The following is a 24374-nucleotide window of genomic DNA, read 5'->3' as shown; positions in this document are numbered from 1 at the left end:
TGCGCTTAGGACACTGAAGAACCACGGTGACTATCTGAATGTGATTGGTTTTCTAATCAACTATGCTGCTGTCAACATACTGTCATTTCATTCTCTGATGAGTATAGAGATTTTAATCGCTTGAAAGACGATGCCATTGATTAAGGTTTATGAACAGTGAGCTTACTCACAAAATTAGTCAGGTTTTAATTACTCTGAAACCACTTATAGAAGGATTATGACCGCTTAATGTGCTATTCCGCCGTTGACTCAGATCCTTTTAATATCGCAGAAGGAAGTTTCATATCATAGTGCAGTGTGGCGAGTAGTGTTTCTTTCTTCTGTGATCAGATAACTGGTTTCTTGAAGTGGAAGAAAAAAGAGTAACTTGCTGTTCGTCTTACCTTAAAAAGGGTGTTTTATGAACAATAATAAATTTTTAAAACATATTCCCTGGATAATATTGGGGATAATTGGGGCATGTTGCCTCGGAGTTGTTGCACTGCGTCGGGGAGAACATGTTAGTGCTTTATGGATAATCGTTGCTTCTGTAGCAGTTTATCTGGTTGCTTATCGGTATTACAGCCTTTATATCGCCACAAAGGTGATGAAGCTGGATGAAACGCGGGCAACACCTGCTGTTGTTAATAATGATGGACTGAATTATGTTCCTACCAACAAAAATGTTCTGTTTGGTCACCATTTTGCAGCTATTGCAGGGGCGGGGCCATTAGTCGGGCCGGTGTTGGCTGCGCAAGTCGGTTATCTGCCGGGAACATTGTGGTTGCTGGCCGGAGTTGTGCTTGCTGGTGCAGTACAGGATTTTATGGTGTTGTTTATCTCTTCTCGTCGTAATGGAGCATCATTAGGAGAGATTGTTAAAGAAGAAATGGGGCGGGTTCCGGGCACAATCGCTCTATTTGGTTGCTTCTTGATTATGATTATTATTCTGGCAGTTCTGGCACTAATTGTGGTGAAAGCATTGGCAGAAAGTCCGTGGGGAGTATTTACCGTTTGTTCCACCGTACCGATTGCACTTTTCATGGGGATCTACATGCGATATATCCGTCCGGGTCGCGTGGGAGAAGTTTCAGTTATTGGGATCTTGATGCTGATCGCTGCAATCTGGTTCGGTGGTGTTGTAGCGGCTGATCCTTACTGGGGGCCTGCTTTAACTTTTAAAGATACTACCATTACTTATGCGTTGATTGGGTATGCGTTTGTTTCTGCATTATTACCCGTTTGGCTGATCCTGGCGCCACGAGATTATCTGGCGACTTTCCTGAAAATTGGTGTGATTGTTGGTTTGGCGATTGGTATTGTGATCCTCAATCCTGATCTGAAAATGCCAGCCGTTACACCATTTATCGATGGTACAGGGCCTGTCTGGAAAGGGACATTATTCCCATTCTTGTTTATCACTATTGCTTGTGGTGCAGTCTCTGGTTTCCATGCTCTTATCTCTTCTGGTACAACACCTAAGTTGCTGGCGAACGAAAAAGATGCGCGTTTTATTGGCTATGGCGCGATGTTGATGGAATCGTTTGTTGCTATTATGGCACTGGTTGCGGCATCTATTATCGAACCAGGGCTTTATTTTGCCATGAATACGCCTCCGGCGGCGTTGGGCATTACTATGCCTGATTTGCACAATCTGGGAACGGCGGAAGCGCCAGTGATTATGACTGCGTTGAAAGATGTGACCACACAAGCCGCAGCAGCAGTCAGTTCCTGGGGTTTTGTTATTTCACCAGATCAAATTCTGCAAACAGCAAAAGACATTGGTGAACCTTCTGTCCTGAATCGTGCAGGAGGAGCGCCAACTCTGGCTGTGGGTATTGCTCATGTATTCCATCAGATCGTTCCGGTTGCAGATATGGGCTTCTGGTATCATTTTGGTATTCTGTTTGAAGCGCTATTCATTCTGACCGCGTTGGATGCAGGAACACGTTCTGGCCGCTTTATGTTGCAGGATTTATTAGGGAATTTTGTACCATTCCTGAAAAAAACAGATTCTCTAATTGCGGGGATAATCGGTACAGCGGGCTGTGTGGGTATGTGGGGCTATCTGTTGTATCAAGGCGTTGTTGATCCATTAGGTGGTGTCAAGAGCCTGTGGCCACTGTTTGGGATCTCGAACCAGATGCTGGCAGCCGTTGCACTGGTACTGGGTACTGTTGTGCTGATCAAAATGAAACGTACTAAGTACATTTGGGTCACTGTTGTGCCTGCGATCTGGTTGCTGATTTGTACTACCTGGGCGTTGGGACTGAAATTATTCAGTGACAACCCCAAACTGGAAGGTTTCTTCTTCCTGGCAAAAGAGTATAAACAGCGTATTGCGGAAGGTGGAGCAGAATTGACTGCGCAGCAGATCAGTAACATGAATCACATTGTTGTGAACAACTATACCAACGCGGGTTTAAGTATTTTGTTCCTTATCGTGGTCTATAGCATCATTATTTATGGTATTAAGACCGCAATAAAAGCGAACAAAAATCCGGAACGTACAGATAAAGAAACACCTTATGTTCCTGTTCCAGAAGGTGGGGTAAAAGTTTCTTCTACGCATTGATGTAATACTCAAACCGATAGCAGATACATAAAACTGCCCTGGTCATAGCTATCCCCACATAATCGCCTTTGTATTATGTGGGGCCTTTCTTTAAGGTATAAGGTTAAGGAATAACTTTTGAAAGAAATAGCTTTTGAGAACAGCGATTGGAGAACATTATGTTTGGTAATCTTGGGCGAGCCGGAAAATATTTAGGGCAAGCTGCTCGTATGCTGGTGGGAGTTCCTGACTATGACATTTATGTACAGCATATGAAGGATAATCATCCTGATCAGCCTTATATGACTTATGAAGAGTTTTTCCGTGAACGCCAGAATGCACGTTATGGCGGTGATGGTAAAGGTGGTATGCGCTGTTGCTAGTCTGCTAAATGGAAGTGCAATTTGACACAATGAAAAAAGCCAGCGAAATTGTTTTGCTGGCTTAAATCCTGTTCTTCGAATTACTGTGACCTACGATTTTAAGTTAAATGAATCTGTTTCTTAAATCGGTTGGATAATATTTTTCCTGTTTATTCTAAATGTATGGTTGTCGAATCCCGCTTTTCCAGTCAATGCCAGATCAGCACATGCTTTTCCAAATAATGGCGCAAATTTAAATGTCCAACCACCTAATGATAAGACAATATTTTGGTATTGATCATATTGCTTAGGTATAAAATCTAATACTGCTGTATTATCAGGAAGATCTGCATGTAATGCTCTTGCCATATCAATAGGTGTAGTATCAACCCCTCTCATATAATTGATGACAAAATCTCTGGTTATATTAATATCTAACTCCTTCGGCGCAAAAATTCTGTCATCCACATCATAAAATTTATGTGAAGCCCAATCTACGGCAAGACGGATAAAACCTTTTCGTGCAAATTCATAACTGGGAAAACCATAGAAAAGATTACTGTAACCGTTTTTAGGATTCTCAAACTGGAAGAACATTGGATAGTTTCTTTCTGGAATTTCTCCTGTTAATTTATAGTATGAGAAACACATATCCCAAATCATATAATTTATTTTTATTCCCAATGATTGAGGTAATAGTTTATTAGTAAAAGCATTAGAAGTAATGACTATTTTATCGGCTTTATAGTTATCATTAGCTGTCATAATAGTGACACCATCATGACGGCTGGAAATCTTATTCACTTCAGTATATTCAAGGACGGTAACATTATCTGATTCTTTTAAATACTGCCCCAGTTTCCTTATAATATGTTTGACATCTATAGTAGCATTATCTGGGCTATACAACCCCATGTAATCTTCCGGTAGATTTTTGAATGGATATTTTGTTTCTAATTCTTTTTTTGTTAAAATTTCATACTGCTTATTGAGTTTCTTTAAAACCTTTATTGGCCCGAACAGAGTTCCCTGTGGTGTATCACCTGTTGCTATACCAAAGTTGAGTAATCCGTTCATATATATGAACTTAGAATTTAGCTCTTCTTCTAACTCATGATAAAGTTTCCCTGCACTAAAGGATAATGTGGCATGTTCAAGATCATCATAAACCGTTCTCCACATTCTGACATGCCCGGCAGAGCTTGAATCTTGTGTACCTAACGTATTTCTCTCTATGAGTAAAACATTTTTCTTGGCCTTAGCTGCATAATAAGCTGTACATAGCCCAATAATTCCTCCTCCTACAACACAAATGTCATATTTTTTATTATTAATGTATCCGCTTTTATTTACTGTAGCTTCTTGTTCATCTTTGCCTAAAGCAGAAACATTTATTGCTGCTGTTAATAGTGCTGCTGATTTCGTAAAATCATATCGATTCATCCATATTCTCCAATTTTAATCATTGTTAAATTTTTACGCTTACCAATCATAAAACCAGACACAGACTGCACGCTAAAAACAAACACTACTATCCATAATGCGATTTTCTATGTATAAGTACATCATTAATTATAAATGATGACGGACTATTTTTATTGATAGGAATATCTATTCCACTTGAAAATATATTGAGTCAATAGAGTAATTATCTTCCTAAATAATATTCTTTATCTAACCATTCTGGCCAATCCAGATAAAAATTTTCTTGTAGTAACCGCTCTGCTACACAAAATGCGCCTTCAGTCCAACCCTGATCCCCTGAGTATGCTTCTCCTATAATATGTACAGATTCATTTTTTATTGGGTGCCTCATAAAAGGCATGACTTCTTCCACTGATACGCCGACTTGCCAGGCATGATATCCGCCTCCGTATGGATCTTGAGACCAATCTTTGATCCTCGCGATATAAGGTAGTGGAATATCTATACCATGTATTTCCTTAACCTGAAGAATTGCTTCTTCAACTAGGTACTTAGAAACGGGATCACCGGGCAGGGGAAATGCTTTAATTTTCTCTTCTGAAACTATAGCGGTTTCACGAGGTTCATAGATATTACCTTTTATTCGCATTAGTGCTTTCCAGAATGTGACTGTCCTCATATCGTTATAGCTGGATAAAAATAATGAATGAGAATTTTTTTTATCCGTACCAAAATAGTAACATTGTCGGATAGGTAAATCAGTGATTGATGCTCCTGATTTAGTTTTAAACTTTTTAGTCCACCAAGGATATTCGAATGCCATTAATAGTTTTAGTGACGGTTCGGAAATAACCGAGTCAATATTTTTATGTAATTCTTTGGATAATTGTTTATCAAAGAAGAAGTTTTGTTGATCTAAGAGATTAAGAGAGCGCTTTGGCATTGCCAGGATAATAGTATCAGCGTTTACTGTCCAATAAGTTTGACTATTTTCATTCCTAAATTTTAATGAATAACGGCGACTCCCTTTATTATTATGTTCAAAAGTGATTAAGGTATTCTTTAGCCAAAGTTTAGCGCCATTTTGATTTGTATAAGCTTTTGCTAAAGCATAAGCTAATTGATCATATCCATTTTTAATGGTTCGATATTTTGTATCAGCTTGTGTGAAGTCTCCAACCATGTAAGACATGGATTCAGCAGCATTCCAATTAATCGTATTTGAATAATATCCTCCGGCATCAGATAAAAAATTGTAGCCTTCTTGTCCGATCTGATCTTTAATTAAATTCCAAAATCCAATGTCTTTGACTTTCATTCCGTGATACGGACTTCCTTTTTTGAGATAAGTTATATTCTTTTTAATAATATCCCATTGGCGCAGGCTTATTTTAAATTTATAGTCATATTTATTTGTTTTTTCAATAAGATCAGCATAATTTTCTCTGAACCAGGGATCTGCAACTAAGACATCATATATAACTTTATTAAATAATTGAGAGGAACTATAACCTTTATTATTATCGTCCAGGAAGTAACGAGTTTTTAAAATCTTATCTTTATTTTGCATTTTAGACCATGCATCAGCCCTGAAACGTTGTCCTCGTAAATAGACAAAATTATTTGGTGCATCACTCTTTGGAAATGGTTCATAATTTAATTTAAAAACATCTTCAATTAGGGATGCTGTAATTTTTTGTGAAGTGAGGTAGCGCATACCACCTAATTCACTGATGATATCCATACCGGGTAAGTTAACCGAGAGTAACCTTCCTCCCACAAGATTATTTAAATCAAATATATGAGCAGTGGATGGGGTATGGGTATTGGCTGAATATTGGCCGCTTAACAGGCGATATCCAGCATATAAGCCAGATACACCAGCACCAATAATTGCTATATCAATTGATAATCCTTCTTGAGTATCAACACTATGAGGAATCTCATCCATTTCAATTCTTTTGTCTTTTTTCATAGGATATTCTCTCTTAATTAAGATAAATAGTATTCCCCCGGAATCATTTTTTAATACCAATCTGTGAGATTTAATAGCTTTTTTAGATGTTTTTATTAATGGAGAATAATTTATATAATGTATCTTAGATTACCTCCTGCGATGAATGAGAACATAAAAAAACTGCAAATTTAAAGGTGATGGATATAATTATTCTATGCCCGTGGACATAATATACTTTTTATAAATGCTAAAGTAACTGGATTAATCCGATTATTTAAATTGTATGTGATTGTTGCTTTATTTAATTGTGGTTAGGTTTATTCGCTTAGACAATAATATTTTGATTTTTTTATAAAAAGTAAATCAGAATAATAAAGTTACATACTACAAATTTTAAGATACAGACAACAAAGCTGTAAGTTTAAAGATGAGAGGTATATCATGGAATAGTTTTTACTATGTAGCACATCAGCCAATAAATAATCATGAAAGAGATATTATCGGTGAAAGCTATCGACATTGTTGCCAAATTCTTCTTAAAGTATACTCATCTAAGATGATCCAATGTTTTTTTCTCTGAAAAACTTTGAAAATAATTCAGAAAATTAGTTTTTTTAATGATTTCAGATGAATAGGAAAAAATTATTATAATGAAGCAGGAAACGAAAATGAAGCCTATATCCGTCACGATCCTAACGGGTTTTTTGGGATCAGGTAAAACAACATTATTGCAACATATTCTTAATGCTGGACATGGCTATAAAATTGCTGTGATTGAAAATGAGTTTGGTGAAGTACCTATTGATCATGAATTGATTGGAGATAGGGCAACTCAGATTAAGACATTAAGCAATGGTTGTATTTGTTGCAGCCGCTCAAATGAACTGGAAGATGCGTTACTGGATTTATTGGACGGTCTTGATAAAGATAAGTTCATTTTTGATAGGCTGATTATCGAATGTACAGGGATGGCTGATCCTGGCCCAATTATTCAAACATTTTTTTCCCACGAAATTTTGTGCCAGCGTTTTTTACTGGATGGTATTATTACATTAGTGGATGCAGTACATGCTGAACAACAACTGGATCGTTTTTCTCTTGCTCAGGCACAGGTTGGATATGCCGATAAAATTTTATTAACGAAAACGGATGTTGCTTCAGAAAATGATGCACTGACTGAACGGTTACAGAGAATTAATGCCGGAGCGCCAATTCATAAAGTGGTACATGGCGAGGTTGACTTGAGTTTATTATTTGAGCTGGAAGGTTTCATGTTGAATGATAAATTGACTGTTTCAGTACCGATTTTTCGCTTTGTGCCTGGGAAACAAAACAGTATCCAATCTGTCGTTGTCAATCTGAATCATCCTATTGAATTTAATGAAATTTCAAATCTGATGGAAGAGTTGTTACTGAGTTTTGCTGACAGTTTACTGCGTTATAAAGGTATCCTTGCCATTCAAGGAGAGTCGCGTAGGTTGTTGTTTCAGGGCGTCCAACGTCTATATAGTGCAGATTGGGATCGCGAATGGCACGGCGATGAACAGCGGCATAGTGTATTGGTTTTTATTGGAATAGATCTACCAGAACAGAAAATCAGAGAAAAATTTGCACAATTATAATTGATACCTGTCTTAAATTTAACTGGATAGCCAAATTGAGATATGGGCTTTTCATTTAACTTAAAAAATGAAGGGAATCTCCCTTCATTTTTTAAGTTACCTCTTTGTTGGCTTACCGCTCTCACCCCAGTGATATGCTCAGCGGTGTGCACTGAAAGTGCCATCTCAATTTGATTTGAACTCCATTGGGTGTTGGCATAGATTTGCTGATCATATTTAAATACAAATATATATTATAAATATAAATCCTGAAATTTAAGTTTTTATAAAAGAAATAAAGTAGTAATTTAACAAACATAAAACAAAAAATATAAATAGAATTTATCATACGTTAAAAATCATATTTACGTTACAACAAAGTTATCTATTCTGTTTACTTGCAATCTCCACAAAAGGAGCAGTGGAGATTGTTGCAATAACAGGTTATGTTAGTGAAAATAAGAAAAATAAATAAAAATTTACTTAGAGTGTGTCTCCCAAATTTTGGAAAAGCGTTTTACATTACTGGCTGTGTAAATCACAGTGTGTGAAATGTTGCGATGCCCCAGATAATCTTGAATTAAACGAGTATCGCGACCGAGATCCGCAAGTGCATAGCCGCAGGCGTGCCTTAACATATGGGGATGTGGAGAAACGCTGACTGCGGCCTTTTTTCCATAACGTTTCAGTAGCCCATAAACTTGTTGTCGTGAAACAGCCCCCGATTTTTGGGAAAGAAATACCCAGGGTGAATCAGCTTCCCGCCATTTTTGACGTATATCCAGCCATCTTTTAAGCGCTTCAATTTCTTCTGGGATCAAAGGATGTGTTGTTGATAGACCACCTTTTAAACGTCTTATATGAATAATTGCTGAATTTAAATCGAGATCAGATAAACATAAATTACACAGCTCACTGACTCTAAACCCATGAATAAAACACATCAATAGCATGCAATAATCTCGTTCAGCATGACGTCCTTGTCTTGTTTCTGCCAAAATTGCATCTATTTCATATCGGGTTAAAAATTTGCGTTGCTTCATGAAATTATCATTCCTATTACATCAGATAGATTAGCTGTAAATAACAGGGCTATTTAAACTAATCGAATACAACAAGCTATCAGAGCTTTTGAACATAATTGGATAAATACCAGGTTAATATAATTAGAAAACAGGAAATGAAAAAATTTGCTGCTTCTGCTCATGATTGTTTTAATGAAAATATTTATTTAAATAGTGTAAATATTTGTTGTGTAACCCTCGTGAATAGAATGGGCTAATCATAGAAAGAATTCCACAAGGAATACTGATTGATTAAATTTTACTACTAAACTTCTGGCTGAATTTTATTTTTAGTTTTTTATTCTTATATTGTCCTTTTATGGTGTAATGATTTCGTCTTTTTACTGCATTTACTGGAAAAAGTAAATGATTTATCTAATTAGAGTGAAATGTATACTTTTTTGTATGCAAAATATCTACTTAAAGAGCTGTGTTCATTATTATTTAGATATAAATTTTGAATTTTTTGTATATGCAGGATTTTATTTTGAATATTGAAGTGATTTGAAATTAGTAGACTTCTTTGATGTAAATAATGGAGATGTGATAGTATTTAAAATAACCGAATTAACATGAATAAGTAAATTGTAAATTTATGTTATCATTTAAAATGATACTATTTTCTTGCTAATTAAATACAATACTTTACCATTTTTATTTGAGCTGTAATGATTTATTAAATAAATATTAATTATGATTAATTAAAAAATATTTCATCATTCCGATAATTATTGGTTGCACTATGTGCTTATTGGAGGTGCTTTGAGAACATACAGACCTTCCACAATAGAAAGGTCTGTAGCGTAAGTAAATCTTAATGATAAGCCGTCTTGTGGTTGTTTTTTATCTCATCAGGAAAAGGCTAGAAAAGGAGAGATACATAGCAAAAACCCTGTGAAGATGATCAAGATTAGTGATACTCCTTTGTGATGATAAAGGTTGGGAACCTTGTAAACCAGATAAGCAGGAATAAGACAGCCGACAATACCAAATATCGGACTACAGATAGATGTGAAACTTAAAACCGGTGCATTCAGAATAATTGCTCCCCATGCTAATAAAATAGCGAATACAATGATGCCTTTTTGTACCCACTTTTCATTGATTTTTGCTGTTGGTATTAAGCGGCCAAGAATATTCATGGCTATTCCTTGACTGGCCTCCCGAAAACCGAGGTAGACACCAAAGAAAGCAGTCATGACAGCGAAGACATTGAGCATAACACTGACTAAAATGACCCAACCACCGGGGAAAAATTGTGCGGCAATTGCTAGCGCCGAAATATTCTGTTCATAAGCTTTGGCCGCTTCGTCATGTCCCATTGCCAGCGTGAAAGAAACCGCATAGAAAAATACTGTACAGAACAGAATACCAAAAGCGATATTCATAGCCCGCAGTGCTTTATATCGGGCAACTTCACGATTTTTTTCATGATTGCGATAAGAAATGACCATCGGGCTTAGTGTCTGGATAAACAGGATGGATGTGAGTGTGAAAGGGAGAGTGATAATGGCTTTTTTTATCAGCATAGAGAAAGGAGGTAATGCGCCGATATTGTACAGATGCCACATGCCGATCATGGAAAACCCTAATGCAGCAACAACAAATAGTTTTATCAGCACCATCAGACTGGACAGTTTAAATAATAATCGTTCACTGCGGGATGAGATCATCACTAAAATACAGATTAAGGCTAAGCCATAAAAAGGGTTTTCGGATAACAATTCGTCAGTAATACCAAAGGTTTGCAGATATGAGGCGCTATCGTTGGTAATCGCAGTGGAGTAAACAAACATCCAGATCACCAACATAATAAAGTAGAGCACACCTAAAAAAACGCCCCAATTTTTACCGAGATAGCCGCTGATTACACTAGGGTAATCCTTACATTCAGGTGATTCAGCAAGTGTATTGATGAATAAGCGTTGAAAAAGATACATGGCAGGATAGCCAATAACCGAAGAGAGCAGGAAGACCCATAATCCCATTAAACCGACTTGTACCGGAAGGAAAACAATACCAGCACCGATTGCCATACCGATACTTATGATGACCCATCCCATGTCTATGCCATCAAATTTTATGGCTTGTTTCCATTCTGCTTCCGTCATATTAGCTCGTTGAGCAGCCAAAGAAACGTGGGACATGACATCATTACTTTTTGTTGCTGTTTTCATAATAGCTCTCGCTTACATCTTTGGTGCTGTAATAGGTGTTGAATAAGCACAGAGAAAAACGTATCACATAAATACCAAAGAACGTTTTTTCAGAAAATTTGTTCAAAAAATGAGTTATCGTGTGTTGATATTAAAGAATTTTATGAGAAAAATTTTTCCTAAAGACTCCGTTTAATATGACTTTTTAGAGAATCATTTTTATATAAAGTAAAAATTGAGATTTGTTATTCTCTCTTTATGCCAAGGCGTTGTGATTGTTTGTAATATGGAAACAATTGGAGAGAAAAGCGATGTAATTCACTACACTCATACTTACTCAAAACACCCTGTCAGTATTAAATCCTTTTTATTGTCTACATTATGATGTAATTTAGAATATTAATCTAGTTTTTTCTTGTGATTATTGTCAGGAATGGATAAAAAGCAATCCGTCTTAATGGCCATCTGGATGGTCATATAGTGTATTTATTCATCTGTATATTTTTTTGAGCTTAATTAATTTATAACTATAAAATAAGATGTATTATTACTGTCTCAATTCCTTTTGATATATAAAGCTCTTGAGAAGGGTTTGGCAGAACAGGATAAATTTTATATAGGCCGGAAGTAGTGATATGATGTTTCTATATTGTCATTTAAATTATAACCTCTCTTATTATTTTAATTTACAGATTGACAGCTTAATAAAATATTTAAAGTAAGATGGTATTGTTATTATTCTTGTCTTTTCTATTGATTAGATTTTAATATCGAAATTTGCATGATTTAATAATATTAAAATATCTATTATTCTAATCCTAAATAAGGGGTTGAATTACTTTTTATACCTTAACAGACAGAATGTAGTTGCAATTAAATGGATTGTTGGAAGTATAGATAATGGGTGTTTAACTATAGTAACAGAACACGGCTGATAGGGTTGTGTTGTATTTACATAGACTTTCCCTATAATAAAACTTATTATATTTTACTGTTCTATCTTAGTTGTATCCGCCTGTATCTGTATATACCCAATTGCAATCGACTTTAAACAGAACCCAACGGGTAGTGTGAGAGGGATAATTTGTCTGACAGGCTTCTATACCCTATGGATTTCAAGATACATCCAATCAAGTTGTGACTTGAAAGACGACGGGATAACCAAAAACTCTCAGGAAGACATAATAATGAAAAATAAACTCACCTTAGCTTCACTTTGTTTCGCTTCACTCATGTTGAGTGGATGTGCGACGGAGTCGTCATCGACTCTTCAGGTGCAAAAAGTTTCTTCATATAACACCACTTACAAAGGAATTCGTAGCCCTATCGCGGTAGGTAAATTTGAAAATCGTTCAAGCTACCAAAATGGCATTTTCTCTGATGGTATCGATCGTTTGGGTAACCAATCGAAAACTATTCTGGTGACTCACTTACAGCAAACTGGTCGTTTTAATGTGTTGGAGCGAACTAACATGGCTGAATTGAAAACAGAGGCCGGGTTACAAGGCAAAACGCAGAAGCTGAAGGGGGCTAATTATGTGATCACTGGTGCAGTCACTGAATTCGGTCGCAAGGAAGTCGGTGACCATCAGTTATGGGGTATTTTGGGGCGTGGCAAGTCACAGATTGCTTATGCAAAAGTGATGTTGAATGTTGTGAATGTTGAAACGTCTGAAGTTGTTTTCTCTTCAGCAGGAGCCGGGGAATATAAATTATCCAGCCGCGAAATTATTGGTTTCGGTGGTGCATCCGGTTATGACTCTACTCTGAATGGCAAGGTGCTGGATTTGGCTATTCGTGAAGCTGTCAATGACCTTGTGTCTGGTATTGAAAGTGGTGCATGGAAGCCAATGAACTAATATTTTAATAACTAATAATACATAGGGAAGACTTTTTAATGTTTTTGATAAAAAAGATGGGGATGCTGTCGGGCATATTATTATTGGTCGGGTGTATGCATGTACCTAAAACCATCTATGAATGGGGTGATTACCAGCCAACAGTTTACCAATATTATCAACAGGATAAGACTGGGCCACAAGAACAGATCCAGGCATTGCAAAAAGTCATTGAACAAGCCAGAGCCAAAGATAAACCCGTTCCTCCTGGGCTGCACGCTCAAATGGGGTTGCTCTATAGTAAAATAGGTAATATTGAGGAAGCCTTTCAGCAGTTTGAAATAGAAAAGAAATTATTTCCTGAATCTGCACAGTATATGGATTTTCTGCTGAATAAAAATAAGGGAGTGAAATGATGAACCGTCTTTGGGGGGCAATCAGCGCTTTATTATTGCTGATACTGACAGGATGTGCCAGGCAGGCACCTTACGATTATAGTGCGTTGAAGGAAAGTGATCCTAAATCGATACTGGTTCTGCCTGCTGTGAATAAGTCCGTGGATGTCAAGGCGGCTGGCAGTGTGGTTTCTCAGGTCACTTATCCGTTAGCGGAATCAGGATATTATGTTTTCCCTGTCGCAGTTGTCGAAGAGACATTCCGGCAGAATGGTGCAGCAGATGCGCAGGATATTCATAATATCGGCTATAAAAAACTACATGATATTTTTGGTGCGGATGCAGCGCTTTATCTGGATGTCACAGAATATGGTACACAATATCAGATCATTAGCAGTAATACCCGCGTGACAGCAAAAGCGCGTCTGGTTGACTTGCGGACTGGTAAACAAGTGTGGAGTGGTATAGCGACAGCTTCTACCGCAGAAAATCGTAACAATGGCGGTGGTGGAATTATTGGTATGTTAGTGTCTGCGGCTATTGAGCAAATTGCAAACACCGTCATGGATAAAGGCCACGATATTGCAGGCATTACCAGTAATCGTTTGTTGAGTGCGGGAGGATATCATTATGGGCACCTGTTATATGGGCCGCGTTCAGAACATTATCGGAAAGAAAAACTAGAATAATTTTAAAAATGCCGCAGACAATAACTGCGGCATTTTTTACTGTCATTTTTATAACTAATTTTTACAATTATGTTTTGCAGTTAAACACGATTAAATATCTAATCGTTTGGTTTGCCATTTCTTAGATTTCCAGCGCCAGGCGTTTACCAGTCCTCGTATCCATTCATCGCAGAAAAAACCAATCCAAATCCCCAGGATCCCCATCCCCATGGTAATTCCCAGAAAATAGCCAACAGGGATAGAAATCCCCCACATGAAGAGCAGAGCAGTACAAAGCGGGAATCTGGCATCACCGGAAGCACGCAGAGCATTGACCATGACGATATTAAAAGTACGCCCCGGCTCCAGGAAGACAGACAGCAGGAATAAAGGCAGCAGAAGCTCAATGATCTTTTGATCTTCTGTCATCAGGCCAAGGAGCGGTTCCCGGAAAATCCAGAAAAATAATACGACGCCAATTGTGACAACAACGCCGATTTTCAGACTCTTTATCCCACGGATATAAGCATCTTCAAAACGTTTTGCCCCGACAAGGTGGCCGACCATAATTTCATTACCGATACTGGTGGCGATACCAAACAGCATGATGAACAGAGATAATTGAAAATACAGCGTTTGTGCAGCCAGAGAAGTTTCACCCATCAAGCCGATAAAAGCCTGTGCGGTCATATATTGTAATATCCACACCAGGTTTTCACCGGCAGCCGGTAAACCGATATGCAGGATTTTGCCAAGCATATTCTTTGACCAGCATATCAGCAACTTCGGGATCAGTTTGATTCTTAAACCATAAAATAACAATCCGCAGAGAAGAATAACAGCAACCGTACGACCAAATACTGTAGACCATGCCACACCTTCCAGCCCATATTTAGGTAGGCCAAAGAACCCGTACAGGACAATCATATTACCGATAATTGTCAACAGATTGGCAATCAGGGTGACATACATGGCAGATTTTGATTTACCATAAACTCGCAGACAAGCCGCCAGAATAATTGAAATTGCTTCCGGTATCAGGCAGATACCTAAAACGTGCAGATAAGCAAACCCGTCCTCCATCAGATTTTCTGGCAGATTCATGATGTGCAGGATTTTATAGCCGAAGAAAATCGTCACCAATGCACAACTAAAACCCAACATAAAATTAAAAGCGATGGAAATATGGATCGCCTGACTGGCTTTATCTCTTTTTCCTGAGCCTAGATATTGTGCGATTACAACGCTGCAACCAACACTAATAAAATTAAAGATCGTAATGAATAGATCAAAAACATGATTACCCACCCCCATAGCAGCTAAATAAGCCGAAGAAATATGGCTGACCATATATGTATTGATTAGCAATGTCGCCATATGAAGAAAAATATCGATGAAAATCGGCCAGCTCAGTGAAAAAAGCGAACGATCTGCAACATCAGATTGATGCATTATAAAACCTATTAATTGAATTGAATGGTCTTTTGTGGTGTGACATACCCAGAGAGTATTTATAATTTTACTTGGTTTACTGGTTGATTGGTAGACAAAATGCGTTATTCACCGCCAGAGCGAAGCAAAAACTTTTATTATCAATATTCACTGATTTCCTGTTTTTCCTTAAGGCTGCCAATAGAGGGATTGGCAACAAAATTCATGATTATGACTTGATTCTCATCCCCGATTCACCGGATAATCCTTTGCCTCAAATTATCTCACCATTTTTTTAACTCAAAAGCCAAACGATTGCGTGTATGAATGGCTGAACTAATAAGTGCAGCGTTTTTCAGATTATCAAATAACGTAATCGTTTTCGTCGGGTAAGAAGGGAGAAGAAATGGTGAGGAAAATCGGATAGATGTTCAACATACTGGCAGGGGATAAACATGTCTGGCACGCAGGCACCAACTCAATGCAAACTTGATAAGTATTTTAAGATAACTGAACGCGGAAGCTCGGTACGTCAGGAAACTCTCGCTGGGTTAACAACATTTTTGGCGATGGTTTATTCCGTTATTGTTGTACCAGGTATGCTTGGGCAGGCCGGATTTCCTCATACCGCAGTATTTATTGCTGTATGTTTGGTTACAGGGATTGGCTCATTATTGATGGGATTATGGGTTAATTTACCGATGGCAATTGGCTGTGCAATCTCACTGACGACTTTTACTGCTTTTAGTCTGGTATTAGGACAGCAGGTCAGTATTCCTGTCGCATTGGGTGCTGTTTTCCTCATGGGATGCCTGTTCACAGTTATTTCCGTTACTGGCATTCGTGCCTGGATATTACGCAATATGCCAATGGGGATAGCGCATGGCACAGGTATCGGCATCGGATTATTTTTGCTACTTATTGCAGCAAATGGCGTTGGACTGGTGATTAAAAATCCCCTGCCGGGGTTGCCGGTTGCTTTTGGATCGTTGACAGCCTTCCCTGTAATAATGACTTTGTTAGGGTTAGCGGGGATTATTGGACTGGAAAGGAAAAAAGTCCCCGGTGGCATTTTGCTGGTTATTATCGCTATTTCAATTATTGGATTGATTTTTGATCCCGCAGTGAAATATCAAGGATTTTTTAAATTACCAACGTTGGGGGAAGACGGGCTTTCTTTGATGTTTAGCATGGATATTATGGGGGCTTTACAGCCTGTTGTATTACCCAGTGTTCTTGCGCTGGTGATGACAGCGATATTTGATGCTACAGGTACTATCAGAGCTGTAGCAGGGCAGGCCAATCTGCTGGATAAAAGGGGGCAGATTATTAATGGTGGTAAGGCGTTAACGGCTGATTCTGTCAGTAGTATTTTCGCCGGAGCAATTGGTTCTTCTCCTGCTGCCGTTTATATTGAATCTGCCGCCGGAACCGCAGCAGGAGGAAAAACAGGGTTAACCGCCGCGGTCGTTGGGATCTTATTTCTGCTGATATTATTTCTTTCGCCATTATCATATCTGGTTCCCTCATATGCGACAGCGCCTGCTTTGATGTATGTCGGGTTGCTGATGTTGAGTAATGTACGTAAGCTGAATTTTGATGATTTTGTCGATGCAATGTCAGGATTACTGTGCGCTGAATTTATTGTTCTGACTTGTAATATTGTTACAGGTATTATGCTAGGGTTTGGTGCTTTGGTTGTTGGACGTGTTTTCTCTGGTGAATGGCGTAAGCTGAATATCGGTACGGTAATTATTGCTATTGTATTGGTGGCATTCTATGCCGGCAACTGGGCTATTTAATTAAAAGAGTGCTCAATAAATTATGCGCAAACGATTAAAGTTTGCGCGTGTATTTCCAGATTGGATAATTTTTAAAACCTGTCAAATTTTCGACAAAATTCCGTAAATAAGTATAAAATGGACAAATGACTTGTTGTTCATTGATTCACAATGTGATTGTTTTTTGAATTTCCAGAATAACTTTAATTTTTGGGGTTATTAACGCTGTTATTACAAGAAAAAAACAGTCACAATCTCTTCACCGACGGATTTTTGGCAATTTGTAAGGGTAACATGGAAATATTCTTTACTATCTTGATCTTGATTTTGGTGGTGTCAGTTTCTGGTGTTCTTACTAAAGTGATCCCATTCCGTGTCCCTTTGCCGATAGTGCAAATAGCAATAGGGGCATTGCTAGCCTGGCCTCATTTTGGATTACACGTTACTTTCGATCCTGAATTATTCCTCGTTTTACTTATCCCTCCTCTATTATTTGTTGATGGTTGGAAAACACCAACCAGAGAATTTTTTCAACATGGGCGTGAAATAGTTATTCTGGTTTTAGTATTGGTTCTGGTGACAGTTGTCGGTATTGGTTATTTGATTTACTGGTTACTGCCGAGTATTCCACTTATTGCGGCTTTTGCTCTGGCAGCAGTGTTGTCACCAACTGATGCAGTTGCATTATCTTCAATTGTTGGGAAAGGGAGAATTCCTAAAAATATGATGAGCGTACTGGAAGGTGAAGCATTGATGAATGATGCTTCCGGTCTGGTTGCTCTGAAATTTGCTGTGGCAATTGCTATGGGGACAATGGCATTTACCGTCACAGGCGCAACATTCGAATTTTTTAAAGTGGCTATTGGCGGCTTGGCATCAGGTATTGCTGTCACCTGGTTGTACAGTAAATCACTGCGTTTAATGAGTCGCTGGAGTGGTGATGATCCTGCCACTCAAATCATGTTTATGATGTTGTTGCCATTTGCCTCTTACATGATTGCTGAGCATATTGGTTTCTCCGGTATTCTGGCCGCAGTTGCTGCGGGTATGACTATCAGTACGGCGGGTGTGATCCGCAATGCGCCTTTGGATATGCGTTTGCGTGCTGATAACGTATGGGGAATGTTGGCATTTGTGTTTAACGGTCTGGTATTCATCATGTTGGGCTTACAGTTGCCGGGGATTTGGGAGACGTCTGTTGCTCAGGCGGAACTTGATCCGCACGTTGAAACCTGGATGTTGTTCGCTGTGGTAGGCATCATTTATGCTGCGTTGTTACTGCTACGATTCTGCTGGCTATGGTTGATGAAAAATACCAGCAATATATTGATGAAGAAAAAACCGCTGGAATTTTCAACCTACACTACCCGTGAATTATGGCTGGCTTCGTTTGCTGGTGTCCGTGGGGCGATTACTCTGGCTGGTGCTTTATCCGTACCTCTTTTCCTGCCGGATGGCGATCCATTCCCCGCTCGTTATCAGTTGATCTTTATTGCCGCAGGTGTGATTCTGTTCTCTCTGTTTGTTGGCGTTATTGCTCTTCCATTATTGCTAAGAGGCATGAAAGTGGGAGACAAACAGTCTGATCTCAATGAAATCAGAATGGCGAAAGCAGCGATGGCTGAAGTTGCGATTGTCAGTATGAATAAAATGGAAGAACGTCTGTCTGCCAGCACTGAAGAAAAACTGGATGCTGAAGTGATTAGTGAAGTTGCTTCCCGAGTCACCGGTTATTTGCGACGCCGAACTACGGGGGCTGATGAGGGTGAACACAGCTTGTTGGTTGAAGATTTGGAGCGGCGTTTCCGCTTGACGGCATTACGGGCTGAGAGAGGGGAGCTATATCACTTGCGCGCAACTCGTAAAATTAGTAATGAAACGTTACAGTCGCTCCTGCATGACCTTGATTTGCTTGAAGCGCTGTTGGTAGGTAAATCTCAATAAAATATGTGGCTATTAACAATTACAACACTTTTGTGGGCTGCGTCATTCAGCCTGATTGGTGCTTATCTCGCCGGTCAGGTTGATAGCTGGTTTTCTGTTCTTATCAGGGTCGTGTTAGCTGCTCTGGTATTTTTACCCTTTCTGCGTTGGCGCGGGTTATCACTGAAAGTCATTGCGCTGTATATGGCAGTGGGAGCTTGTCAGTTAGGTGTGATGTATTTGTTTGTATTTCATGCTTACCACTATCTGACGGTAGCGGAATTTTTGCTCTTTACAGTCATGACTCCACTGTATGTCACATTGATATATGATTTGATGGGGCGTCAACGGCTGCGTTGGGGCTATGCGCTCAGTTCGTTACTGGCTGTGGCGGGAGCTGCGATTATCCGTTATGACCAGTTAAGTGAATCCTTCTGGATTGGTTTAATGCTGGTGCAATTGGCAAATATTTTCTTTGCCATTGGTCAGGTTGGTTATAAGCGTTTGATGGAAGTACATCCGATACCACAGAGAATCGCATTTTCGTGGTTCTATTTAGGTGCTTGTGTCATTGCAATTATCGGTTGGTTAATGTTTGGTGATCCCCAGAAATTGCCGACAACCCAATTACAATGGGGAGTTCTGATCTGGTTAGGAGCGGGGGCTTCCGGTATTGGCTACTTTATGTGGAATTATGGTGCAACCCAAGTGGATGCCGGAACACTGGCGATTATGAATAATATGCTGGTTCCGGCGGGGTTATTGGTCAATTTTGTTATTTGGCAGCAGCATCCAAATTGGTTGGGCTTTACCATTGGAGGCAGCCTGATTGTTGCGTCGCTTTGGGTGCATCACCGTTGGATACTGAGACCCGCTTCACAAACGACAAATTATCCACCGCGTGCTGACGCGCAGAACGAATAAATGTATCAATAGCCGGTTGGCGTTGCTCCCCTTTACGGCAGGCTGCGTACAATCGGCTCCATAGCCCTTCTCCCAACGTCTGAGTGACAACTAATCCTTGTCTTTCGAATGTTTCCACCGCCCAGTGAGGCAATGCTGCAATACCTAAGCGGGCGGCCACCATTTGAATGAGTAATAGCGTGTTATCGACGGTTTTCAAGGTCGGGGTGACATCTGCGGGCTCAAGAAAACGTCTCCAGATATCAAAACGTTGCCGTTGAACCGGATAAATCAGCAAGGTTTCGGGGGAGAGATCCTGTGGCTGGATATCCTGCTGATTAGCCAATGGATGATCTGGTGCAACCACCAGTTTCACTTCATAGTCAAACAACGGCGTATAGTGCAGTTTACTGTCTGGAATAATGTCGGATGTCAACACAATATCCAGCTCTCTCTGTTGCAGCGCCGGCTGTGGATCAAAGGTTACCCCGGATTTAAAATCCACATTGACCTGCGGCCAGCTTTCCCTAAAACGTTTAAGTGCAGGAGTGAGCCATTGAATACAGCTATGACATTCAATAGCAATGCGCAAGTTAGTTTCTTGCGGCTCATTGCACTCGTGCAGGGAGGCCGTGATCATAGGCAAAATTTGTTCTGCCAATCTTAGTAGTACTTCACCTTGATGAGTCAATTTCAGGGGCTGACTTTTACGAATGAAAAGCTTATATCCTAGCCGGTGCTCTAGTTCACTGAATTGGTGTGAAAGAGCCGATTGTGTTTGATGTAGGTGATTTGCTGCCGCTGCCAACGAACCACAGTGATTTAATGCTTGCAGTGTTTTTAAGTGTTTTATCTCTATCATGAAAAACCTTCAAGTTGATTATGAATAATTTGCGCTTGTGGTTTATACATTACCTGTTGATTATAGAAGTGTAAACATCTAGACGGCTAAAATTTGCGGGTGACGACATGACAGTTTTGAATCATACATTAGGTTTTCCACGTATCGGCTTGAAAAGAGAGCTAAAAAAAGCACAAGAAAACTATTGGGCAGGTAAAATTTCTCAACAAGAATTGCTGGAAACAGGGAGTGAATTACGTGCACGTCACTGGCAACAGCAAAAAGAGGCAGGGGTGGATTTAGTTCCTGTTGGTGATTTTGCCTGGTATGACCAAGTGTTGACGACCAGTTTGCTGTTAGGGAATGTACCTCCTCGCCATCAAAATAAAGATGGAAACATTGACTTAGATACACTATTCCGTATTGCTCGTGGTCGGGCTCCAACAGGTACTCCGGCTGCTGCATCAGAAATGACCAAATGGTTTAATACCAATTATCACTATATTGTGCCTGAATTTCAGCAGGGGCAGGAGTTCAGGCTCGGATGGCCTCAATTACTGGATGAAGTTGATGAAGCATTAGCGTTGGGGCATAAAGTGAAACCTGTTTTGTTGGGGCCAGTGACTTACTTATGGCTTGGAAAGGTAAAAGGAAAAGCTTTTGATCGCCTCTCTCTGCTGGAGGATATTCTGCCGGTATATCAGCAAATTCTGGCTGAACTCGCAAAACGTGGTATTGAATGGGTACAGATCGATGAACCCGCGTTGGTGCTGGAACTACCCGAAGATTGGCTGGCAGCATTCCCGACCGCGTATCAAGCACTTCAGGGGCAGGTTAAGTTATTGCTGACAACGTATTTCGATAGCATCAGCCATAATCTGGAAACCATTAAGGCACTGCCGGTACAAGGCTTGCACGTTGATTTGGTGGCAGGGCAAGACCCTCTCAATGAATTGGAAAAATCTTTACCGGGATCATGGCTGCTTTCGTTAGGGGTCATTAATGGACGCAATGTCTGGCGGGCAGATCTGAGTGCGAAATATGAACTTATTGCACCGCTGGTGGGTAAACGAGATATCTGGGTTGGTACTTCATGTTCATTGTTGCACAGTCCGATTGATTTGAATGATGAAACCGGATTGGATGAAGAAGTTAAAAGCTGGTTTGCTTTTGCACTACAGAAATGTACCGAGTTATCTCTGTTATCTCAGGCACTGAATGCACCTGAAGTCAGTAAACAGGCTGAATTGAATAAATTGGATAGTTACAGTGCTCCAATTCGTGCCCGTCGCAGTTCCACAAGAGTGAACAATCCGGCTGTGGCTGAACGTCTTGCTAAGATCCAGCCACAAGACAGCGAGCGCAATCAGGTTTATTCGGAGCGTGCTAAGCTTCAGCGCCAGCGGTACAAATTACCTTTGTGGCCGACAACAACCATCGGTTCTTTCCCACAAACAACAGAGATCCGTGGCTTACGTTTAGATTTCAAGAAAGGCCGTGTTGATGGTAATCATTATCGCATCAATATTAGTGAGCACATTAAGCAGGCGATCAATGAACAGGAACGATTGGGATTAGATGTACTGGTGCATGGTGAAGCTGAACGTAATGACATGGTGGAATATTTCGGTGAACATTTTGATGGTTATGTCTTTACTCAAAATGGTTGGGTACAAAGCTATGGTTCCCGTTGTGTAAAACCACCAGTAATTATCGGAGATATCAGCCGTCCAGAAGCGATTACGGTCGATTGGGCAACGTATGCACAATCTCTGACTGACAAACCAGTAAAAGGGATGTTAACAGGGCCAGTGACTATTCTTTGTTGGTCATTCCCAAGGGAAGATATCAGCCGGGAAGCCATTGCTAAACAAATTGCACTGGCCTTGCGTGATGAAGTGGATGATTTGCAGAAAGCAGGTATCGGCATTATTCAAATTGATGAACCTGCATTACGTGAAGGCTTACCGCTGCGTAGAGAAGAGTGGCAGGAATATCTGGACTGGGCAGTGGATGCCTTTAAACTGAGTGCTGCAGTGGCGAAAGATGATACACAAATCCACACTCATATGTGTTATTGCGAGTTTAATGACATTATGCCTTCCATTGCGGCGTTAGATGCGGATGTTATTACTATTGAAACCTCCCGCTCAGATATGGAATTGCTGGATTCATTTGAAGATTTCTCATATCCGAATGAGATTGGGCCTGGTGTGTATGATATTCACTCACCTAATGTGCCGAGTGTTGAATGGATTGAAGCTTTATTGCGCAAAGCTGCCGAGCGCATTCCTGTTGAACGCTTATGGGTTAACCCAGATTGTGGTTTAAAAACCAGGGGTTGGACAGAAACCCGCCAGTCACTGGCGAACATGGTTGAAGCGGCAAAACGTCTGCGTGATTCAGTAATCAACTAAATTAATTTGAACAATAGTTGCCCACCACACTAAATAAGCGTGGTGGGCGAGTTGATTTGCTTACTTAATAATTTATTTTTTAATAAATCCATTCCTACGGACTTTAGATCCAAATTTTCTGGAACTTCACCATTTGGGGTGACCTTATCAATCAGGTTGGGCAAATGTTGTGAAATTAATGATGAAGCTTCATCGGGATCGATACCCATTTTTTCTGCCAATTTCTAACCCTCCCTGACCTTCAACCCAGTCCACCATATGCTGAATTTGTTGGTTTTTTCCCCGACTCAGCATACTTACAATTTGATCAAAGAAACTCATCGTAATTTCCCTCCTTTGTTGAGGCTTTACTGGATTAAGCAAAATAAAACACTAAATTGGATGCTTTTACAGGAGTTAATAAGTATAAATGTTATAAAAAAGGGTAATTTAATATTTAATTATTAAAGTAGCACATCATTTCAAATTCAGTTTATTTGGGGTGGTTGGAATATTAGGTGATTGAGAAATTTTTTTTATGTTAATCACATGAATGTGTGAAATGTTTTTTTATGTTTTTTATTTAAAAAATATTTAAATTCAATTTGTTGTGTGTTTTTTTTCTTGTAAATAATAAACCTTGAATGTGATATCCATCGTTTTTTGTGAAAATACATATGTGATGATTAACAAGGTAACAGCGTATCAAGTAACACCAAGTGGTCATTGGCATTTTCATTGAACATAAATACTATGTTTATTAATCTTCGGAGGTATTTAGATCGGAGTTTATATAGCTGAAAGCGGTATGAAATCTGGATTCTATGACAACCTAAACTGCTACCGGATTAATAATTACAATTAACGGATTGAATAGTGGTTCGCCAATTTCATTTACATAATCACGGCATAAAATAGGCAAAATGTCACACTGTTTTTTTAACCAGAAATGAGGGGCGGAATAACGATTAAAACAATTATATTATGTCATTATTACATATGATAATTAACATATACAATTCTAAGTAGAGATTGCTTCGTTGAAATGTACATTGTTTATTAAATGGCTTTTGTATTCTGCACCTTAAGTTGTGTCCAGT

General features: G+C 39.3%; 18 protein-coding genes. 10 read left to right on the top strand and 8 right to left on the bottom strand.

Annotated elements, in window-relative coordinates; translation table 11 throughout:
* Positions 1 to 400 precede the first annotated feature (400 nt).
* Together ABLA85_RS04860 and ABLA85_RS04855 are read left to right on the top strand one after the other, a co-directional pair.
* Entirely contained in the window at positions 401 to 2554 is a 2154-nt protein-coding gene (locus ABLA85_RS04860) for a carbon starvation CstA family protein (protein ID WP_367961848.1), read from the top strand.
* Positions 2555 to 2712: 158 nt separating this feature from the next.
* Positions 2713 to 2916 carry a YbdD/YjiX family protein gene (locus ABLA85_RS04855; protein WP_038269137.1) on the top strand — a complete coding sequence of 68 codons (204 nt, stop codon included), beginning with the start codon at positions 2713 to 2715 and terminating at the stop codon, positions 2914 to 2916.
* Positions 2917 to 3036: 120 nt separating this feature from the next.
* Here ABLA85_RS04855 and ABLA85_RS04850 read toward each other — a convergent pair whose 3' ends face one another.
* Positions 3037 to 4338 carry an FAD-dependent oxidoreductase gene (locus ABLA85_RS04850; protein WP_367961846.1) on the bottom strand — a complete coding sequence of 434 codons (1302 nt, stop codon included), beginning with the start codon at positions 4336 to 4338 and terminating at the stop codon, positions 3037 to 3039.
* 205 nt (positions 4339 to 4543) lie between these two features.
* Positions 4544 to 6295, bottom strand: coding sequence for a flavin monoamine oxidase family protein (locus ABLA85_RS04845; protein ID WP_367961844.1), 1752 nt, complete (start codon positions 6293 to 6295; stop codon positions 4544 to 4546).
* A 650-nt stretch (positions 6296 to 6945) separates the two neighbouring features.
* Here ABLA85_RS04845 and yjiA point away from each other — a divergent pair.
* Positions 6946 to 7899, top strand: coding sequence for a GTPase (yjiA, locus tag ABLA85_RS04840; RefSeq protein ID WP_367961842.1), 954 nt, complete (start codon positions 6946 to 6948; stop codon positions 7897 to 7899).
* A 458-nt stretch (positions 7900 to 8357) separates the two neighbouring features.
* Here yjiA and ABLA85_RS04835 read toward each other — a convergent pair whose 3' ends face one another.
* Together ABLA85_RS04835 and ABLA85_RS04830 are read right to left on the bottom strand one after the other, a co-directional pair.
* Positions 8358 to 8921: a tyrosine-type DNA invertase gene (locus ABLA85_RS04835; RefSeq protein ID WP_367961840.1), complete on the bottom strand. Its 564-nt coding sequence runs from the start codon at positions 8919 to 8921 to the stop codon at positions 8358 to 8360.
* An 872-nt stretch (positions 8922 to 9793) separates the two neighbouring features.
* Positions 9794 to 11119, bottom strand: coding sequence for a hypothetical protein (locus ABLA85_RS04830; RefSeq protein ID WP_367961838.1), 1326 nt, complete (start codon positions 11117 to 11119; stop codon positions 9794 to 9796).
* A 1166-nt stretch (positions 11120 to 12285) separates the two neighbouring features.
* Between ABLA85_RS04830 and ABLA85_RS04825 the strand changes: the two genes are divergently transcribed.
* From ABLA85_RS04825 to ABLA85_RS04815, 3 genes are read left to right on the top strand one after another with little or no spacing between them, the layout of a single operon-like run.
* Positions 12286 to 12957 carry a CsgG/HfaB family protein gene (locus tag ABLA85_RS04825; RefSeq protein WP_367961836.1) on the top strand — a complete coding sequence of 224 codons (672 nt, stop codon included), beginning with the start codon at positions 12286 to 12288 and terminating at the stop codon, positions 12955 to 12957.
* A 38-nt stretch (positions 12958 to 12995) separates the two neighbouring features.
* Entirely contained in the window at positions 12996 to 13352 is a 357-nt protein-coding gene (locus ABLA85_RS04820) for a DUF4810 domain-containing protein (RefSeq protein WP_367961834.1), read from the top strand.
* The gene (locus ABLA85_RS04815; protein ID WP_367961899.1) at positions 13352 to 14020 is read left to right on the top strand and encodes a DUF799 domain-containing protein; all 669 of its coding nucleotides are present in this window, start codon (positions 13352 to 13354) and stop codon (positions 14018 to 14020) included. Before ABLA85_RS04820 ends, ABLA85_RS04815 begins: the two co-directional genes overlap by 1 nt.
* Before the next feature lie 90 nt (positions 14021 to 14110).
* Here the strand turns inward: ABLA85_RS04815 and ABLA85_RS04810 are convergent, their stop codons facing one another.
* Positions 14111 to 15451, bottom strand: a complete 1341-nt coding sequence (locus ABLA85_RS04810; RefSeq protein ID WP_367961832.1) for an MATE family efflux transporter — start codon at positions 15449 to 15451, stop codon at positions 14111 to 14113.
* A gap of 434 nt (positions 15452 to 15885) precedes the next feature.
* Here ABLA85_RS04810 and ABLA85_RS04805 point away from each other — a divergent pair, with 434 nt between their 5' ends.
* From ABLA85_RS04805 to ABLA85_RS04795, 3 genes are all read left to right on the top strand, one after another.
* On the top strand, positions 15886 to 17232 hold the full coding sequence (locus ABLA85_RS04805) for an NCS2 family permease (RefSeq protein ID WP_367961830.1): 1347 nt from the start codon (positions 15886 to 15888) through the stop codon (positions 17230 to 17232).
* 273 nt (positions 17233 to 17505) lie between these two features.
* Positions 17506 to 19155: a Na+/H+ antiporter gene (locus ABLA85_RS04800; protein ID WP_367961828.1), complete on the top strand. Its 1650-nt coding sequence runs from the start codon at positions 17506 to 17508 to the stop codon at positions 19153 to 19155.
* Between the two features lie 3 nt (positions 19156 to 19158).
* Positions 19159 to 20058, top strand: a complete 900-nt coding sequence (locus ABLA85_RS04795) for a carboxylate/amino acid/amine transporter (RefSeq protein WP_367961827.1) — start codon at positions 19159 to 19161, stop codon at positions 20056 to 20058.
* On the opposite strand, the gene metR is transcribed toward ABLA85_RS04795, so the two are convergent.
* Positions 19943 to 20899, bottom strand: coding sequence for an HTH-type transcriptional regulator MetR (gene metR / locus ABLA85_RS04790; RefSeq protein ID WP_367961825.1), 957 nt, complete (start codon positions 20897 to 20899; stop codon positions 19943 to 19945). The two genes, ABLA85_RS04795 and metR, sit on opposite strands and share 116 nt — an antisense overlap.
* Before the next feature lie 107 nt (positions 20900 to 21006).
* Here metR and metE point away from each other — a divergent pair, with 107 nt between their 5' ends.
* A complete protein-coding gene (metE, locus tag ABLA85_RS04785) occupies positions 21007 to 23295 on the top strand; it encodes a 5-methyltetrahydropteroyltriglutamate--homocysteine S-methyltransferase (RefSeq protein ID WP_367961823.1) in 2289 nt (762 codons plus the stop codon).
* Positions 23296 to 23324: 29 nt separating this feature from the next.
* On the opposite strand, the gene ABLA85_RS04780 is transcribed toward metE, so the two are convergent.
* Positions 23325 to 23516 (bottom strand): YidB family protein, encoded by a 192-nt coding sequence (locus ABLA85_RS04780; RefSeq protein ID WP_367961822.1) that lies wholly within the window; start codon positions 23514 to 23516, stop codon positions 23325 to 23327.
* Positions 23485 to 23616: a hypothetical protein gene (locus tag ABLA85_RS04775; RefSeq protein WP_367961820.1), complete on the bottom strand. Its 132-nt coding sequence runs from the start codon at positions 23614 to 23616 to the stop codon at positions 23485 to 23487. Before ABLA85_RS04775 ends, ABLA85_RS04780 begins: the two co-directional genes overlap by 32 nt.
* Between the last annotated feature and the right edge of the window lie 758 nt (positions 23617 to 24374).

Origin of the sequence: Xenorhabdus sp. SGI246 (assembly GCF_040838225.1) — a bacterium.
In the GTDB taxonomy this organism is placed as follows: domain Bacteria; phylum Pseudomonadota; class Gammaproteobacteria; order Enterobacterales; family Enterobacteriaceae; genus Xenorhabdus; species Xenorhabdus indica.
This window is presented reverse-complemented; position numbering and strand designations above follow the sequence as displayed.

Excerpts from the sequence above, each read along its gene's own strand:
- ABLA85_RS04860 (WP_367961848.1), top strand. The coding sequence starts at position 401 with ATGAACAATAATAAATTTTTAAAACATATTCCCTGGATAATATTGGGG.
- ABLA85_RS04855 (WP_038269137.1), top strand. The coding sequence starts at position 2,713 with ATGTTTGGTAATCTTGGGCGAGCCGGAAAATATTTAGGGCAAGCTGCT.
- ABLA85_RS04850 (WP_367961846.1), bottom strand. The coding sequence starts at position 4,338 with ATGAATCGATATGATTTTACGAAATCAGCAGCACTATTAACAGCAGCA.
- ABLA85_RS04845 (WP_367961844.1), bottom strand. The coding sequence starts at position 6,295 with ATGAAAAAAGACAAAAGAATTGAAATGGATGAGATTCCTCATAGTGTT.
- yjiA (WP_367961842.1), top strand. The coding sequence starts at position 6,946 with ATGAAGCCTATATCCGTCACGATCCTAACGGGTTTTTTGGGATCAGGT.
- ABLA85_RS04835 (WP_367961840.1), bottom strand. The coding sequence starts at position 8,921 with ATGAAGCAACGCAAATTTTTAACCCGATATGAAATAGATGCAATTTTG.
- ABLA85_RS04830 (WP_367961838.1), bottom strand. The coding sequence starts at position 11,119 with ATGAAAACAGCAACAAAAAGTAATGATGTCATGTCCCACGTTTCTTTG.
- ABLA85_RS04825 (WP_367961836.1), top strand. The coding sequence starts at position 12,286 with ATGAAAAATAAACTCACCTTAGCTTCACTTTGTTTCGCTTCACTCATG.
- ABLA85_RS04820 (WP_367961834.1), top strand. The coding sequence starts at position 12,996 with ATGTTTTTGATAAAAAAGATGGGGATGCTGTCGGGCATATTATTATTG.
- ABLA85_RS04815 (WP_367961899.1), top strand. The coding sequence starts at position 13,352 with ATGAACCGTCTTTGGGGGGCAATCAGCGCTTTATTATTGCTGATACTG.
- ABLA85_RS04810 (WP_367961832.1), bottom strand. The coding sequence starts at position 15,451 with ATGCATCAATCTGATGTTGCAGATCGTTCGCTTTTTTCACTGAGCTGG.
- ABLA85_RS04805 (WP_367961830.1), top strand. The coding sequence starts at position 15,886 with ATGTCTGGCACGCAGGCACCAACTCAATGCAAACTTGATAAGTATTTT.
- ABLA85_RS04800 (WP_367961828.1), top strand. The coding sequence starts at position 17,506 with ATGGAAATATTCTTTACTATCTTGATCTTGATTTTGGTGGTGTCAGTT.
- ABLA85_RS04795 (WP_367961827.1), top strand. The coding sequence starts at position 19,159 with ATGTGGCTATTAACAATTACAACACTTTTGTGGGCTGCGTCATTCAGC.
- metR (WP_367961825.1), bottom strand. The coding sequence starts at position 20,899 with ATGATAGAGATAAAACACTTAAAAACACTGCAAGCATTAAATCACTGT.
- metE (WP_367961823.1), top strand. The coding sequence starts at position 21,007 with ATGACAGTTTTGAATCATACATTAGGTTTTCCACGTATCGGCTTGAAA.
- ABLA85_RS04775 (WP_367961820.1), bottom strand. The coding sequence starts at position 23,616 with ATGAGTTTCTTTGATCAAATTGTAAGTATGCTGAGTCGGGGAAAAAAC.